Consider the following 15,339-nt stretch of genomic DNA (forward strand, 5'->3'; position numbering starts at 1 on the left):
CCAGGGGGACGGGCCGGGTCAGCCGACGCGGGGCCGCAGGACGAGGTCGGCGGTGAAGACGGTCTCGTCCTCCTGGCTGCCGCGCACCCGCACCGGCAGCTCGCCCCGTGCGCCGTCCCCCTCGACGGTGGCCGTGACCCAGCACGGGGAGTCGAACTCCGCGTAGCGCGCGAACTCGGCCCGCACGCCCGAGAGCACGGCGCAGGGGAGCCCGGTGACGGCGTGGGCGGCCTGTCGGGCGGCCTCCAGCAGGACCATGCCGGGGATGTGGTCGGTCGGGTGGTCGAAGTAGGTCGGGTGGGCCGTGTCGACCCGCAGTTCCCAGCGGCCCGGCGTGGCCGGCGACGGTTCGCCCAGCAGGACGTGCCAGGGGTTGCCGTGGCGCACGGCGGCGGGGTCCAGCGCCGGCGGGGGTGTGCGGTGGCAGACCGTGGGGCGCTCCCCGCGTAACCGTCTGTACACGTCCGGGCTCATGCAGCGGAAGGCGGCCGAGGCGGTCGCCCGCACCTCGTCGCCCCGCCGGACGGTGACGTCGTAGCGCATCTCGCGCAGGCTGCGGCCGCGGCGCACGATGTCCCGGCACACGGTGCGCATCTCGACGTCGGTGGGGACCGCGTCGGCCCGGAACAGCTCCGGGTCGGCGGTCACGCTGAGGTCGGACATCAGGAACTGGTACCCGAACGGCACGTCGAACTCGGCGTGCGCGAGCAGGGAACCGATCTGCCGCACGGACTCGACCAGCAGCATCGGATCCTGGTAGCCGCGGTCGGACGCGAACAGGGAGTGGCAGCGCGGCCACTGGGCCCTGACCACGAATCCGCCGTCGTCACCGGCGGTGGGACCGTCGTGCTCCCATCCGGTGAGCAGGACTTCGGAGACGGCCGCACGGTGCACGTATTCACGCGCGACCGTGGAGGTCAGCATCCTGGGCTGTGCCTTGACGCCGGGTGCCTTCGAGGCGAGGTTCGGCATGTGCAGGGCTCCCATCGGGTTCAGACAGGGGGCGGCACGGCCGTAAGTCGGCTGCTCACCCCCGTGGCCGACTAGCTGCGGCTAAAGATACAGACAGGTCGGTCCAGTTTTTCAAGAGGCAAAGAGCTTTCGTCGACCACACGTGCGTCAAGTGATGTACGCGCGGCCCCCCGCAACCTCCGCACGGACTGGTCGATGAAACATGCAGAGGGGCACGGTTCCGAGCGGATTGACCCACTCTTGGCCAAGTATTTCCCCGGGCACATCCGCACGCCAAGGCGGCACGGGCCTCAGCCTGGTGTGGGAAACACACAGCTCATGACGGCCGAGTCCCCGTGACCAGAGGGTCACTCAGAGGCACGAGGCACCCTTTGACAATCAGACAAGTCTGTTTGGTATTGTCCTCTCCGTGAACCTCAGTCCGTGATGACGTGGTGTGCTTCCAGGTGCCTTCAGGGGGACAGATGAACCGGCAGTACGCGGAGCTCGTCGAACCGTCGCCGCAGCACCCTCCTCTTCCGCCCGCCGCCCCGGGCCGCAGGGCGGCCCGGAACGTGCTGGTCGTCGAGAACGACCGACGGGCCGCCGAAACGCTCCTGCGGGGGCTGACCCGGCAGGGGTACGCCGCGCGGAGCGTGGACACCGGCGCCCAGGCGCTGCGCGGCCACCGCGACGCCGACCTGATCCTGCTCGACCTCGACCTGCCCGACCTGGACGGCCTCGAGGTGTGCCGGGCCATCCGGGCGATCAGCGACACACCGATCATCACGGTGACCGCGCGGCGCTCGGAACTCGACTGCGTGCTCGGCCTCCAGGCGGGCTCGGACGACTACCTGGTCAAGCCGTACGGCTTCCGTGAGCTGCTGGCCCGCATGGAGGCGGTGATGCGCCGCTCGCACGGCCGCCCTGCCAGGGCGGACACCGGCCGGGTCATCACCCACGCCGGGCTGCGCATCGACGTGGCCGCCCGGGCGGCCACCCTCCACGGGGAGCCGCTGGACCTGACCCGCAAGGAGTTCGACCTGCTCCACCTGCTGGCGCTGCAGACCGGCACGGTGCTCACCCGGCGCCAGATCATGGCCCACGTGTGGGGCGACGCCTGGTCCCCGCGGGGCCGGACCGTGGACACGCACGTCGGCACCCTGCGCGGCAAACTCGGCTCCAGCACCTGGATCATCACCGTGCGCGGGGTCGGTTTCCGGCTCGGTCATCCGTGACCGAGGCCGCCTCGCGGGCTCCCGCCCACGCACACCCTGCCGCGGCCGCCGTCGGTTCTCCGGCGTAGAGACACGCAACAATACAGACTAGTCTGTTGGGCCAACAGCGGCAGGGTAAGGATGAAGGCATGGCTCAACAAGAACGCGGCAGGCAGTCACGGCGGACGATTCTCGAGGCCGCCGCCCACGTATTCGACGAGCGCGGCTACGACGCCGCGAGCACCAACGACATACTGGCCCGCACCGGGCTCACCCGCGGCTCGCTCTACCACCACTTCCCCTCCAAGGAAGCCATCGCCGTGGCCCTGGTCGAGGCCCACGGCGAAGCCCTGGCCGTGCCGGACCAGCCGGTGCGGCTGCAGTCGGTGATCGACCTGACCCTGGAGTTCGCCCGCCGTCTCCAGCACGACCAGGTGCTGCGCGCCAGCGTGCGCCTGACCACCGAGCAGACCTCCTTCCGCCGCTCCCCGCAGACCGCCTACGAGCAGTCCCTGGAGGCGATCGAGAAGCTGCTGCGGGAGGCGAAGGACCGGGACGAACTCCTGCCGGGCGTCGATGTGGACGAGGCGGCGTCGACGATCGTCGGCTGCTTCACCGGGCTGCAGATCATGTCCCAGGCGTACACCGGCCGGGAGGACCTGGGTGACCGGGTCGGCTCCTTCTGGCGCTTCTTCCTGCCCGGACTCGCCACCCCGGGTCTGATCGGGCGGCTCCGGACCGCGCCCTCCGCGTCCTGACCCGCTCACGGACGACGTGCGAACGTTGTCACGGCAGGCAGCGGTGACCGCCGTCCGCCTGGGGGAACAACGGGCGTATCAGGCCCCACAGGCGCCGGGAGGTGTCGCCGTCCCACCACCCGGGCTCCGACCGGCCCAGCGTCTCGATGCCGGCCGCCAGGACCACGGCCAGGTCGGCCAGGTCCTCGGGCGGCGCGCCGTGCCGCCGGCCGGCCGTCTCGTGCGCGGCGGCCACCCGGTCGCGGAGCAGGGACATCAGGTGGTCGCGCAGCCTCGGCGGCCCCGCTGAGCCGTCCGGGGCCAGCTCCATGCCCGCCCGGACGATCTTGTCGGTGCCCAGTGCCTCGGTGAGCGCCAGGCAGAAGCGCTCGGGTGCGTCGACGGGGGCACCGGAGAAGGCCGCGTCGACGAGCTCCTCGAGCCGGCTGCGCGCCTGTTCGTGGACGGCGGCCGCGAGGGCGGTGGTCGAGGAGAAGTGGTGGTAGAGGGCGCCGCGGCTCACACCGGCCCGGCGGCAGATGTTGACCAGACCCGCGTCCGCCGGGCGCCCGTCCGCGATCAGCTCCGCCGTGGCCCTGATCAGAGCCTCACGAGTCCGCTCGGACCGCGTCTGCATCAGACCACACCCGCCTTCGTCATCCTTACCGACTCCTCGAACGACCGAAGCATACAAGGAGGTCTGTTTTACGGTACCCGCACCGACGTTCGGCACCTCCTCATGATCTTCCTTCGTTCACAGATCCCCCACATACGTACGTCAAATGGCCTGAACCTTCCGTTCCGAGGCGCCCGTTCCCCGGGAAACCGAGTAGACTTGCCTGTATGTTTTCCTGGAACGGGCACTCGCCGGGACGCCCGGATCTGGGCACTTGGCACGGCGCTGACACTGAGCTGACCCAACCTCGAATGCTTGATGGAACCCTGCATCGCTGTCGGTAGAAGTAGCCCCGGAGCCCGGTGAGACTGAATGCCGTCTTGCGAAACTGCCACGGATCGGGGGGATTTCGATGGATGAGCGTGAGAGAGCCACCGAGGAGCACACGAGCAGGGACTGCGCACAGCGGTGCGGCCGGATCTGCACCCGCTGCCTGGACCGGACCGGCCGGGAACTGCGGACACTGCTCGCCCTGTACAAGGAGAGCGACCAGACCCTGGCCGCCGTCCCCACGGCGGCGCTGCGGCAGCGGGTGAGCGGCAGCCGCGGCAGCGTCGGCATCGTGCTGGACGAGCGGGTCGTGTCCCTGCGGAGTCAGGTCACCGAGACGCTGAGCCTGTGGGCACGGCTCGTCCTGGACGAGCGCGGCGACGCCGCCTTCGGGACGACGGAGCGCGGACTCGGCCGGCTGGTGCGGTTCCTGGGGCAGCAACTGCCCTGGTTCGCCGACCACCCCGCCGGTGTCGAGTTCACCGAGGAGATCACCGAACTGCTCGCGGAACTGGACGAGTTGTTCGGCCCGGGGCCGGTGAGCAGGTTCCCGCTCGGGCCGTGTCCGCGGCCGGAGTGCGGGGGCGCCCTCTTCGGCGTCCGGCCGGCGGACCGCGACCGCGTCCCCAGCCATGTCTCCTGCGACGCCGGCCACCCGGTGCCGCCCCGCCAGTGGCTGCTGCTGGCCGGCCGTACGGAGCAGGAGCCGGCCGCGTGAGCGGCTTCACGGAGCGCACCGGCGGGACGGCCGGGCGCCGTACGGTGCCCACGGAGCTGGCCGCCCTGGCGATGGGCGTCTCCCAGGCCACCATCCGCAAATGGGCCAGCCGCGGGAAGATCACCCGACACGGCGGTCCCCAGCGCGCGGAGTACGACCTGGAGGAACTGCTGGCCCTGACCCGTCGCACCCCGCTCGACTGACCAGGGCCCCGAAGGGGGCCGCCCTCAGGACCGACCGCTCCACAGGGACCGATCCGTGCGGGGATCGGGTCCACAGCTGCCCCCGCGGCCGACACCGGCCGCGGGGGCAGCTTGTTGTCGCCAACTCCCTTGTACACAACGGCAGTTGACGCCACGCACGGCAACTGTCACACTTTCTGCGGCGCCCCCATGCCCGGACGCCGCCCCTTCTTCGGCGGCGGTCCCCGCGGGTGGCGCGTTCCGCGGCAGGCTCTTCGCAGCCCCGCGTTCTGCAACTTCCAGGAGATCCGCGGCGAGTCGGCAGCACCGACCCGCCGCGGATCTCCTTTTTTCTGCCGCCCCCATTCGAGGAAGTGTGGTCGATGCCTGTTTCTACCTGGACCCCCGTCGGACGCTGGACGGGAACGGTCACGCACGACGACGAGGTGGACGAGTACACGGTCGCCTTCGCCGCGGACGGTTCGCTCTCGGTCACCACGCAAAAGAGCACCGGCTACGGCGCGTGGACCGCCGTCGGCGACGAGACCCTGGAGTTCTCCCTGCGCGAGGACTTCAACGTCGACGTCACCCAGATCAGCCCCAACGGCCACCACGCCGCGTACATACAGATCGACATCACGGCGCGCCTCACCGGGGACACGCTCACCGGCGAGGGCAAGGCCGTCGTGCACGGCCCCGACGACGCCGTGATCTACGCGACGGGCGCCCGGACCGAAGCGCGCAGGGTGTCATGACCCCGGTACAGGCAGCGGTACCCGCCGACCTGGCCGCCGAGGTGGCCCGGCTGTCCGACGTCACCGCGCTCAAGGACCTCGCCGACCGCTATCTGGCCAGCCTCGACGCGGGCACCTTCGACGCCGCGTGGGCCGGCTCGCTGTTCACGGACGACGTGGAGATGACGTTCCCGGTCGGCAGCCACCGGGGCAGTACGGGTGTCGACGGCTTCACCGCCCGGATCATGGCGCGCTGGGGCCGTACGCACCACCACGGTTCCGAGAGCACGGTCGAGGTCGACGGCGACCGCGCGGAAGTGGGCTGGAGCCTGATCGCCTCCCATGTGCACCACGGCTCACCGCTGCCTCCGGACGCCTCCGAGTACTTCCAGCTCGGCGGCCGCTTCGCCGGTACGGCCCGGCGCACGCCGGACGGCTGGCGCTTCGACCGGCTGCGGCTGCGCATCGTGTGGACCACCGGAGCCGTACCCGCCGGTGTCACCCGGGTCGACGCGCGGACGCTCGACACCCGCGGCGGCCGCGGCACCCCTGCCCAGTAGCCCGACCCCCAGCGAAGGAGAACCCACATGCCCAGCACGCTCACGCCGGACCAGCAGAGGCAGCTGATCGAGAAGGTCTTCCACGAGGGCCTCGACCTCGGCGACCTCTCGGCCGCCGACCGCTACCTCACCGCGGACTTCCGCAACCACGGCAGCCACGACGACTCCATGCGCGGCCCGGAGGCGTTCAAGCACACCATCCGGATCCAGCAGTCCGCCTTCAGCGACATCAAGTACGAGATCCTCGACTTCATCGCCCAGGGCGACAAGGCCGCCATCCGCTGGGTGATGCACGGCCGGCACACGGGCCCCTTCATCGGGATCCAGCCGACCGGTCTCCAGGTCCAGCACCAGGCGATCATCTGGTTCCGCTTCGAGGGCGACCGGATCGCCGAACGCTGGGGCATCGTGGACAACTTCGCCCTGCAGCGCTTCCTGCAGTCCGGCGGCAAGCCGGCCGGTCCCCTCACCCCGGCCGGCCGTCCCGGCGCCTGACCCGCACCGCTCCGGCCCCACCTCCCGGCCCACCCGGCGCCGGCCGCGCACGCCGCTCGGGCGCTGCCGCGGCCGGCGCCGGGCGCCGGGCGCCGGGACTGCCGTCGGCCCTCCGGCCCTCCGGCCGCGGAAGCACGAAGACGACACGAAGAAACACCACGACGCACCACGACGACGCACGACGCACCACGACGACGCACAAGGAGGAGGACGTCATGCCCATCGACAGAAAAGTCGCCCGGTTCAACCGGCGGTTCGCCAACCGGTTCGTAGGGCCCCTGTTCAGCCGGCTGCCGGGCTTCGGGAAGGTCCACCACCGGGGCCGCAAGTCCGGGCGGGAGTTCGCCACGCCGGTCAAACTGTTCCGGCGCGGCACGGACATCGTCATCACACTGCCGTACGGGCCGGGATCCGACTGGGTCAAGAACGTGCTGGCGGCGGGCGGTTGCGAGATCACCACGCGGGGGCGCCGCATCCGGATGGCCGACCCCGTCGTCTTCACCGACGACGGCACCACACACATGCCGGCCGTGACCCGCCGCATCCTGTCCCGGGTCGAGGCCACCGAGTTCCTCGCACTGACGCCGGTGCCCGCGCCGCTGCCGGCGGACCGGTGACGCCCGTGCCGGTCCGGGTCGCGCTCCTCGTCGGCTCGGCCCGCGAGGGACGGCTCGCGCCGGACGTGGCCGGCTGGTTCGCCGGTGTCGCCCGGCGACGCGGGGACCTCGTCCTGGACGTCGTGGACGTGGCACACCATCCGCTGCCGTCCGATCTGGCCGCGGACGACCCCGTGGCCGCGGCGCTGCGCCCGCGACTCGCCGGCGCCGATGCCTACGCGGTGGTCGTGCCGGAGTACAACCGCAGCATTCCCGGGCCGCTGAAGACGCTGGTCGACAGCTTCCAGACCGAGTGGCAGGCCAAGCCGGTCGGCTTCGTCGGCTACGGGCTCGGCGCGGCGGGCGGGGTGCGCGCGATCGAGCATCTGCGGCAGATCTTCGCCGAGTTCCACTGCGTGGGGATGAAGGACGTCGTCACCTTTCCCCGCGTGCTCGACCACTTCGACGCCGAGGGGCGTTTTCCCGCCGAGCCCGAGCGGTGCGAGGCGGCCGCCAAGCTCATGCTCGACCAGCTGATGTGGTGGGCCGAGGCCCTGCGCACGGCCAAGGCGGCTCGTCCCTACGGCTCCTGACCCCTCCGGCGGCCGCCGCGACACCGCCGGTGCCCGCCCCCGCCCCTCCTTGTCTCAGGAGACGTGATGGCCGCTGTTCCCGCCCCTCTCTCCGACCTCCTCATCGCCGTTCCGGTGGTGATCCTCGTCAGCCGGACGGCCGCCCAGCTGCTGCGCCGGGTCGGGCAGCCACCGGTGGTCGGGGAGATCCTCGCCGGCATCCTGCTCGGCCCCTCCCTGCTGGGCGCGCTGTGGCCCGACGGCCAGGCCTGGCTGTTCGACCCCTCCGTGATCCCGTACATCGACATGCTCGGCAATGTCGGACTGCTCGTCTTCATGTTCCTCGTCGGACTGGAACTCGACCTCGGCGCGCTGCGCGGGGACCGCAGGACCGCCCTCGCCGTCTCCCAGGCGGGCACCGCCGTGCCGCTCGTGCTGGGTGTCCTGCTGGCGCTCGGCATGTACGGGCCGCTCGCCCCGGAGGGCACCGACCGGCTCCCGTTCGTCCTGTTCATCGGGGTCGCGCTGAGCATCACCGCGTTCCCGGTCCTGGCCCGCATCCTCACCGATCGCGGGCTGTACCGCACCCGGGTGGGCGCGCTCGCCATGGCCAGCGCGGCCGTGGGCGACGTGAGCGCGTGGTGCCTGCTGGCCGCCGTCGTGGCGATCGCGAACAGCGGTTCGCCCTTCGACGCCGTCACGACCGCGCTGTACGCGACGGCCTTCGCCTTCTTCCTGTTCTACGTCGTCCGGCCGCTGCTGACCCGGTGGACCGCACGGGCCGAACGCGGCCACTCCGACGCCGTGGTGCTGGTCGCGCTGTTCAGCGGCCTGTGCCTGTCCGGATACGTCACCGACCTGATCGGCGTGCACGCGCTGTTCGGCGCCTTCCTGTTCGGCGCGATCACCCCGCGCGGCAGCCGCCGGACCGCGACGGCGGCGACCCGGCTGCGTGCCTTCGCGGTGCCGGTGCTGCTGCCTCTCTACTTCGTGAGCACGGGGCTGCGCACCGACGTGTCACTGCTGGGCGGCGGTTCGGCGCTGTGGTGGTGGGCCGGGGCCGTACTCGCCGTGGCGGGGCTCGGGAAGTGGGGCGGCAGTGCGCTCGCGGCCCGGCTGACCGGCAACGGGTGGCGGGACGCGATGTCCCTCGGCGCGCTGATGAACTGCCGGGGGCTGACCGAGCTGGTGGTGCTCGACATCGGGCTCGGCCTCGGGATCGTCGGCCCCGATCTGTTCACCGTCCTGGTGCTCATGGCCCTGGTGACCACGGCGGTGACCGCGCCGGCGCTGAGCCTGATCCGCCGGAGGGCGGACGTCCCGACCGCGGAGGGTCCCGCCGCCCCGGAGGGTCCCGCCGCCCCGGTCGATCCCGCCGCCCCGGAATCCGCCGAGGCGGAGAGCCCGGCGTTGCAACCGGCCGAGCAGCGCTGACCTGCACTTTCGCCACCCCTCTCAGCAATTGGTTCGCTGATGGTTGGTGTTTTGCTAGTTGGCACCTTGATAGATAAGCAAGTTGACGATACTGTCTCGGTACGGCACGGAGCAGTGAGGCGATGAGGGAGAGAGCCATGAACCAGGACTTCAAGAACCTCGACATGACGATGATGTTCGCGATCCACGACGCCCTCCGCCGCGAGCTGGAGCGCATCACCCGGATCACCGCCCGGGTCGACGAGGACCCCCGGCACGTACTGAGCACCGCGGTCGGCTGGGAGCTGTTCAAGAAGTTCCTGACCGCCCACCACGTCTCCGAGGACGTCACCGTGTGGCCCCCGATGGAGCGCGCCCTGGCCGGCCGCCCGGACGAGCTGGCCCTGCTCGAGGCCATGGAGGCCGAGCACGCGGTGATCGACCCCCTGCTGGCGGACATCGACGCCGCCCTCGCCGACCGGGACTCCGGGCTCCAGCGCCTGGGCGGCCTGGCCGACACCCTCTACACCCGGCTCGGCGGCCACCTCGACCACGAGGAGCGGGACGCCCTCGCCCTGATGGACCTCACCCTGAGCCAGGAGGAGTGGGCCGCCTTCAGTGCCGAGCAGCGCACCCGCATCGGCGACGACTCCAGCCGCTACCTGCCCTGGCTGCTGGACGACATCGACGCGGCCAAGGTGGCCACCGTGCTCGGCAAGATGCCCGAGCCGCTGCGCCAGGCCTACGCCACCGAGTGGCGCGCCGCCTACGAGGACCTGGCCATCTGGACCCCGAAGGCCGACGCCGCCCTGCGCTGAACCGCGGCCGCCGCCCGGCCGGGCCCGCCGCGCCCATCCCCTTCCGCCGGACACCCCTTCCCGCCACATCCCCTTCCCGCCAGGGACATCAGAGACATCGGAGAGAACTCATGTCGCTGCAAGACCGCACCCAGGCCGTCCCCAAGGCCGCGGCACCGCCGCGGCAGGACGGCAGGCCCGGCCTCGCTCTGCTGGTCATCGCCGCAGCTCAGCTGATGCTGGTCCTCGACAACACCATCGTCGCCGTCGCACTGCCGAGCATGCAGAGCGCCCTCGGCCTCAGCGAGTCCGGCCTCGGATGGGTCGTCACCGCCTACGCGCTGGCGTTCGGCGGCCTGCTGCTGGCCGGTGGCCGCGCCGGTGACCTCTTCGGCCGCCGCCGGGTCTTCCGCATCGGCCTGGTCCTGTTCACCGCCGCCTCCCTGCTCGGCGGCGTGGCCCAGAACGGGGAGCTGCTCATCCTCGCCCGGGTGATCCAGGGCGCGGGCGCGGCCATCGCCGCCCCCACGGCACTGTCGCTGCTGGCCACCACCTTCGAGGCGGGCCCCGCCCGCAACAAGGCCCTCGGGGTGTACGGCGCCATGGGCGGACTCGGCTCGGTCGTCGGCCTGCTGCTCGGCGGTGTCCTCACCGAGTTCCTGAGCTGGCGCTGGGTGATGTTCATCAACATCCCGATCGCCCTGGCCGTCCTGGTCGGCACCGGCGTCCTCGTCGAGGGCGACCGTGAGCGCGGCAAGGTCGACGTGCCCGGCGCGTTCGCCGCCACCTTCGGCTTCGGCGCCCTCGTCTTCGGCATCACCCGGGCCGGCGAGGAAGGCCTCGGAGACGGTCTCACCCTGATCGGCCTGGCCGCCGCCGTCGTCCTGCTCGTCGCCTTCGTCGCCATCCAGCGCGGCAGCCGGGCGCCCATGATCCCCCGGGGTCTGCTCGCCGACCGCAGCCGGGTCGGGGCCAACCTGATCATGTTCCTGGTCGGCGCCGGCATGCTCGCCACCTTCTACTTCCTCACCCTCTACATGCAGGTGGTCAAGGGTTACGAGCCGATGGTGACCGGCCTCGCGTACCTGCCCTTCGCGCTCGGCATGGGCATCGCGGCCGGCGGTCTGGGCCCGCAGCTCCTGGCCCGGATGTCGGAGCGCGCCGTCATCTCCGTGGGCCTGGTCGTCGGCATCGCGGGCATGGTCTGGTTCAGCTTCCTGGCCCCCGGCCAGAACCCGATGGCGGCCCTGCTGCCCGCCCAGCTGATCGTCGGCCTCGGCCTCGGCATGGTCTTCGTGACCGTCACCGTCATCAGCGTCCGCGGCGTCGAGCCGCAGGCCACCGGCGCCGCCTCCGGCCTGGTCAACACCGCCCAGCAGATCGGTGGCGCCATCGGTCTCGCGGCGCTGGCCGCCGCCGCCACCGTGGTCACCGACAACGAGCTGCCGGGCAGCGTGCCCGACGCGCTGACCACCGGGTACTCCTACGGCTTCCTGCTCGGAGGCGGCCTGTACCTGCTGGCCCTGGTCGTCGCCCTGGTGACCGCCCCCGCGACCGCTCCCCAGCCGCAGAACGGCACCGAGCACCCGCCGGTCGCCCTGTGACCCTCCGGCGGCCCGTCTTGTCCCCCGGGGCGGGCCGCCGGAGCCCCTCCCCAGGGGCGTGCCGGCCGGCACGCCCCTTCTCCCTTCCCGCTTCCTTCTCCCGCCCCCGCACGGGCCCGCTTTCCGCGGGGCGGCACACGCCACCGGATGTCCCGGGACACCGCCCGTATACTCGGGCAGGAGGTGCTGTTCTTGCGGTATGAACGCGACGCCGGGCGAGGCCCCGTCACACGGACCGAGGAGACCGCGGAGGTCCCCGGAGTACTCCCGGAGGAGCTCACCGACTTCATCGGCTACCTCCTGCGCCGGGTCTACGCGCAGTTCTCCTCGACCGGCACCGGCGGCGACGCGGACTCCCGCGACTTCCTGGTCCTGGACGCGCTCACCGGCCACGACTGGGAGTCCCAGCTCGATCTGGCCGAGCGGCTCGGCATCAACCGGACCATCATGGTGTCGGTCATCGACCGCCTCGAGGAGCGCGGTGAGGTCCGGCGCACCCGCAACCCCGACAACCGGCGCCAGTACGTGCTCTCCCTGACGGACGAGGGCCGCCGTGCCCTGGACGTCCGCCGGCGTGCGGTGGCCGAGCGGGACGCCCGGCTCACCTCCGTACTCACCCCCGACGAGACCGCGCGGCTCGACACCCTCCTCGCCCGTCTGCTGCCCGAGTCCGCGCAGTCGCTGGTACAGGGCACCGAGTACCTGGTGGCCCAGGCCCACCACCGGCTGCGCCGGCTCGGCGACGAGAAGCTGGCCGGTACCGGCCTGCGGGTGCGGCACTACGGCCCGCTCTCCGCCCTGGCCACGTTCGGGCCCTGTGCCCAGCAGCGGCTCGCGGAACTGCTGGCCATCACCGGGCCCGCCGTCTCCCAGCTCGTGGACGAACTGGTCAAGCAGCAGCTGGTGCGCCGAGGGCGCGATCCGCACGACCGGCGCCGCTACGCCCTCGAAGTGACCGACACCGGCCGGGAGAAGCTCGACACCGTGGCGCGGGCCGTGGCCGGCCTGGCGGCGGACGTCACGGACCTGCTCGGTTCCGACGGCACGGAGGAATTGCGCAACCTGCTGCTGAAACTCCTTTCCCCCACCCATTCCGGAAGCGCCTTCTCCGATATTTCGACACCATCGGTTCCGGCCGGGGGTTGACCCTTCGGGGAAAGGCTGTCACGCTTAACCCAGCGGTTCTCGCATGCTCGTGAGCCGCTTTACACCTCACTGATCGAGGGACCTCTTCCAGGTACCTTTCAGAATCTTCCCGAAGCCGTTTCGAGGCTCTTCACTCCACACGGAGTGAAGGGCCTTTTTCCATGCGGTCACACCGCCGTGATCAACACCGGAACCCGCTGTGCACCGCCCCGACGAAGGAGACAGCTCATGGTCGCGACACGGACCGAAGGCTCACCCGAACCGGCCGAGGTCCCCGAGGAGATGACCTTCGACGTCATCATCCTGGGCTCGGGACTGGCCGGCTCCGTGACGGGTGCGGTCCTGGCCCGGCACGGCGCGAAGGTCCTGCTGGTCGACGCGGCCGCGCACCCCCGCTTCGCCATCGGCGAGTCCATGACCCCGCAGCTCGTGGAGTGGATCCACATCCTGTCCGAACGGCACGGGATACCCGAGCTGAAGAGCCTGGCCAGCGTCCAGGCCTCCACCCGGGACATCGCCCCGACGTTCGGCACCAAGGCGCACTTCGGGTTCCTGAAGCACGAGGCCGGCAAGGAGCCCGATCCCCGGCAGGCCACCCAGCTGGCGCTGCCGAAGATCTTCCACCAGAACAGCCACATGTTCCGCCAGGACAGCGACGCCTTCATGTTCCACGTGGCGGTCAAGTACGGCTGCACCCCCCGGCAGAACTGGCGGGCGAACGAGGTCGACTTCGACGACGACGGCGTGACGGTCCTCGGCAAGAGCGCCGCCCCCGGCGCCCAGCCCGAGCTGTACCGGGCGAAGTACCTGGTGGACGCCTCCGGGTTCCGCTCGCCGCTCGCCGACAAGTTCGACCTGCGGGAGAAGCCGGCCCGCTTCAAGCACCACTCCCGGTCGATGTTCACCCACTACGTCGGCGTCAAGCGGTTCGACGACGTCAGCGGACACCCCGCGGCACTCCGCCCGCCGGCCGACTGGCACACCGGCACCATGCACCACCTCATCGAGCGCGGATGGTTCTGGATCATTCCGTTCGACAATCACGAGAAGTCCCGGAATCCGCTGTGCAGCGTCGGCCTGACCATGGACGAGCGCACCTATCCGAAACCCAAGGACCTGTCCCCGGAACAGGAATTCCAGCTCTTCCTGGACAGATATCCGGCGGTCAAGCGGCAATTCGACGGTGCCACCCGGGTACGGGAATGGATATCCACCGACCGGCTGCAGTATTCCTCGAAGCAGACCATCGGTGACCGCTGGTGCCTGATGTCGCACGCGGCCGGCTTCCTCGACCCGCTGTTCTCCCGGGGGCTGTCGAACACCCTGGAGGTGGTGGACGCGCTGACCTCGCGTCTGGTGACCGCCCTGAAGGACGGCGACTTCTCGGCCGAGCGCTTCGAGTACGTGGAGCGTCTGGAGCAGGGGCTGCTCCAGTACAACGACGAGCTGGTGAACAGCTCGTTCATCTCCTTCTCCCACTTCCGGCTGTGGAACGCGGTCTTCCGGATCTGGGGTTCCTTCATCACCCCCGGCACCATGCGGCTCACCCGGGCCCGCCTCAAGCATCTGCGCGACGGCCGTCAGGAGCACTTCGACGAGCTGGAGAACGTCCCGTACCCGGGCCTGTGGTGGCCGCAGAGCGACTCGTTCAAGCAGCTCCTGGAGACCACCGCGGAGACCTGCGAGAAGTACGAGGCGGGTGCGCTGACCGGTGACGAGGCCGCCGACATCGTCTTCAAGCTGCTCGACGAGTCCCCCGTCGTCAACCCGGTCTTCGGCTGGAAGGACGAGAGCCGCCGTTTCATCTACCCCTCGACGGCGATGATGGCCCGCTTCCTGTACTGGGCCTCCGCCCAGGCGCCGGCCGAGATGAACAGCGTCGGCCGGGAGTTCCTGCTCGGCATCCTCAAGGCCGGCTCCAAGGTCCGCAAGCTCCTCTGACCCGCGCAGCCCGAACCCGACACCGCCAGGAAAGGATGCCCATGTCCGCAGCAGCGCGGTCGCTGACCCGCGCCCCCGAGCAGCGCCGGCCCGTCGATCCCCTGGGCCTGCGCCGTGTGTGCGGTCTGTTCACGACCGGCGTCACCGTGATCACCACCGGATCGGAGAGCGAGGCGGACGGCACGACCGTCAACTCCTTCACCTCGGTCTCCCTGGAGCCCCCGCTCGTCCTGTTCTGTCTGCACCGGCGGTCCCGGTTGCACACCCTGCTGACCGAGAGCGGCGGGTTCACCGTCAACTTCCTGTCCGGCCGCCAGCAGTCGCTGGCCCGGCACTTCGCCGAGCGGCGGCCGGACATGCTCGTGGGCGTCCCGCACCACTTCAGCGCGGACGGACTGCCCGTGCTGAGCGAGGCGCTGGCCCATCTGACCTGCACGACGGTCGACGTCCACACGGCCGGTGACCACGACATCGTCGTCGGTGAGGTGGTGGATCTCGGAACGCCGGAGCAGGGCCGCGAACCGCTGATCTTCTTCGACGGATCGCTGGGACCGCTGCAGACCGGCGCCGGCCGGTTCCACCACGCGGCCCCGGACGCGCCGACGACCACCCGGCAGGCGTCCTGACATGCGGAGGGTGCTCATCGCCAATCGTGGCGAAATCGCTGTCCGCGTGGCCCGGGCCTGCCGGGACGCCGGGATCGCGAGCGTGGCCGTCTACGCGGACCCGG

General features: G+C 71.0%; 18 protein-coding genes. 16 read left to right on the plus strand and 2 right to left on the minus strand.

What is annotated here, in order from left to right:
• Positions 1-18: 18 nt before the first annotated feature.
• A complete protein-coding gene (locus EV562_RS23645) occupies positions 19-972 on the minus strand; it encodes a ScbA/BarX family gamma-butyrolactone biosynthesis protein (protein WP_133888825.1) in 954 nt (317 codons plus the stop codon).
• Positions 973-1,436: 464 nt separating this feature from the next.
• Between EV562_RS23645 and EV562_RS23650 the strand changes: the two genes are divergently transcribed.
• Complete coding sequence (locus EV562_RS23650; protein ID WP_133888826.1) at positions 1,437-2,189, plus strand: response regulator transcription factor; 753 nt, start codon at positions 1,437-1,439, stop codon at positions 2,187-2,189.
• 128 nt (positions 2,190-2,317) lie between these two features.
• Positions 2,318-2,926, plus strand: coding sequence for a ScbR family autoregulator-binding transcription factor (locus EV562_RS23655; RefSeq protein WP_133888827.1), 609 nt, complete (start codon positions 2,318-2,320; stop codon positions 2,924-2,926).
• A gap of 28 nt (positions 2,927-2,954) precedes the next feature.
• Here the strand turns inward: EV562_RS23655 and EV562_RS23660 are convergent, their stop codons facing one another.
• The gene (locus EV562_RS23660; protein ID WP_133888828.1) at positions 2,955-3,542 is read right to left on the minus strand and encodes a TetR/AcrR family transcriptional regulator; all 588 of its coding nucleotides are present in this window, start codon (positions 3,540-3,542) and stop codon (positions 2,955-2,957) included.
• 391 nt (positions 3,543-3,933) lie between these two features.
• On the opposite strand from EV562_RS23660, the gene EV562_RS23665 reads away from it, so the two are divergent.
• The 14 genes from EV562_RS23665 to EV562_RS23730 all read left to right on the plus strand — a co-directional run.
• Positions 3,934-4,569, plus strand: a complete 636-nt coding sequence (locus EV562_RS23665; protein ID WP_243860132.1) for an OvmZ protein — start codon at positions 3,934-3,936, stop codon at positions 4,567-4,569.
• Positions 4,566-4,772, plus strand: coding sequence for a hypothetical protein (locus tag EV562_RS23670; RefSeq protein ID WP_133888829.1), 207 nt, complete (start codon positions 4,566-4,568; stop codon positions 4,770-4,772). Before EV562_RS23665 ends, EV562_RS23670 begins: the two co-directional genes overlap by 4 nt.
• Positions 4,773-5,134: 362 nt before the next feature.
• The gene (locus EV562_RS23675) at positions 5,135-5,506 is read left to right on the plus strand and encodes a dehydrogenase (RefSeq protein WP_243860133.1); all 372 of its coding nucleotides are present in this window, start codon (positions 5,135-5,137) and stop codon (positions 5,504-5,506) included.
• On the plus strand, positions 5,503-6,045 hold the full coding sequence (locus tag EV562_RS23680; protein ID WP_133888830.1) for a nuclear transport factor 2 family protein: 543 nt from the start codon (positions 5,503-5,505) through the stop codon (positions 6,043-6,045). The genes EV562_RS23675 and EV562_RS23680 overlap by 4 nt, the downstream gene beginning before the upstream one ends.
• Before the next feature lie 27 nt (positions 6,046-6,072).
• A complete protein-coding gene (locus tag EV562_RS23685; RefSeq protein ID WP_133888831.1) occupies positions 6,073-6,540 on the plus strand; it encodes an ester cyclase in 468 nt (155 codons plus the stop codon).
• 215 nt (positions 6,541-6,755) lie between these two features.
• The gene (locus EV562_RS23690) at positions 6,756-7,157 is read left to right on the plus strand and encodes a nitroreductase family deazaflavin-dependent oxidoreductase (RefSeq protein WP_133888832.1); all 402 of its coding nucleotides are present in this window, start codon (positions 6,756-6,758) and stop codon (positions 7,155-7,157) included.
• Between the two features lie 5 nt (positions 7,158-7,162).
• The gene (locus EV562_RS23695; protein ID WP_243860134.1) at positions 7,163-7,729 is read left to right on the plus strand and encodes an NAD(P)H-dependent oxidoreductase; all 567 of its coding nucleotides are present in this window, start codon (positions 7,163-7,165) and stop codon (positions 7,727-7,729) included.
• Positions 7,730-7,795: 66 nt separating this feature from the next.
• Positions 7,796-9,142, plus strand: a complete 1,347-nt coding sequence (locus tag EV562_RS23700; RefSeq protein ID WP_133888834.1) for a cation:proton antiporter — start codon at positions 7,796-7,798, stop codon at positions 9,140-9,142.
• Between the two features lie 137 nt (positions 9,143-9,279).
• Positions 9,280-9,939: a hemerythrin domain-containing protein gene (locus tag EV562_RS23705; protein ID WP_133888835.1), complete on the plus strand. Its 660-nt coding sequence runs from the start codon at positions 9,280-9,282 to the stop codon at positions 9,937-9,939.
• A 110-nt stretch (positions 9,940-10,049) separates the two neighbouring features.
• A complete protein-coding gene (locus EV562_RS23710; protein WP_133888836.1) occupies positions 10,050-11,522 on the plus strand; it encodes an MFS transporter in 1,473 nt (490 codons plus the stop codon).
• A gap of 183 nt (positions 11,523-11,705) precedes the next feature.
• Positions 11,706-12,668 (plus strand): MarR family transcriptional regulator, encoded by a 963-nt coding sequence (locus EV562_RS23715; protein ID WP_243860135.1) that lies wholly within the window; start codon positions 11,706-11,708, stop codon positions 12,666-12,668.
• Between the two features lie 228 nt (positions 12,669-12,896).
• Entirely contained in the window at positions 12,897-14,609 is a 1,713-nt protein-coding gene (locus EV562_RS23720) for an FAD-dependent monooxygenase (protein ID WP_133888838.1), read from the plus strand.
• Between the two features lie 41 nt (positions 14,610-14,650).
• Positions 14,651-15,235: a flavin reductase family protein gene (locus EV562_RS23725; protein WP_133888839.1), complete on the plus strand. Its 585-nt coding sequence runs from the start codon at positions 14,651-14,653 to the stop codon at positions 15,233-15,235.
• 1 nt (position 15,236) lies between these two features.
• The coding region (locus EV562_RS23730; protein WP_133888840.1) for a biotin carboxylase N-terminal domain-containing protein at positions 15,237-15,339 on the plus strand (103 nt) is incomplete at its 3' end.

Source organism: Streptomyces sp. BK208, from assembly GCF_004364245.1.
In the GTDB taxonomy this organism is placed as follows: domain Bacteria; phylum Actinomycetota; class Actinomycetes; order Streptomycetales; family Streptomycetaceae; genus Streptomyces.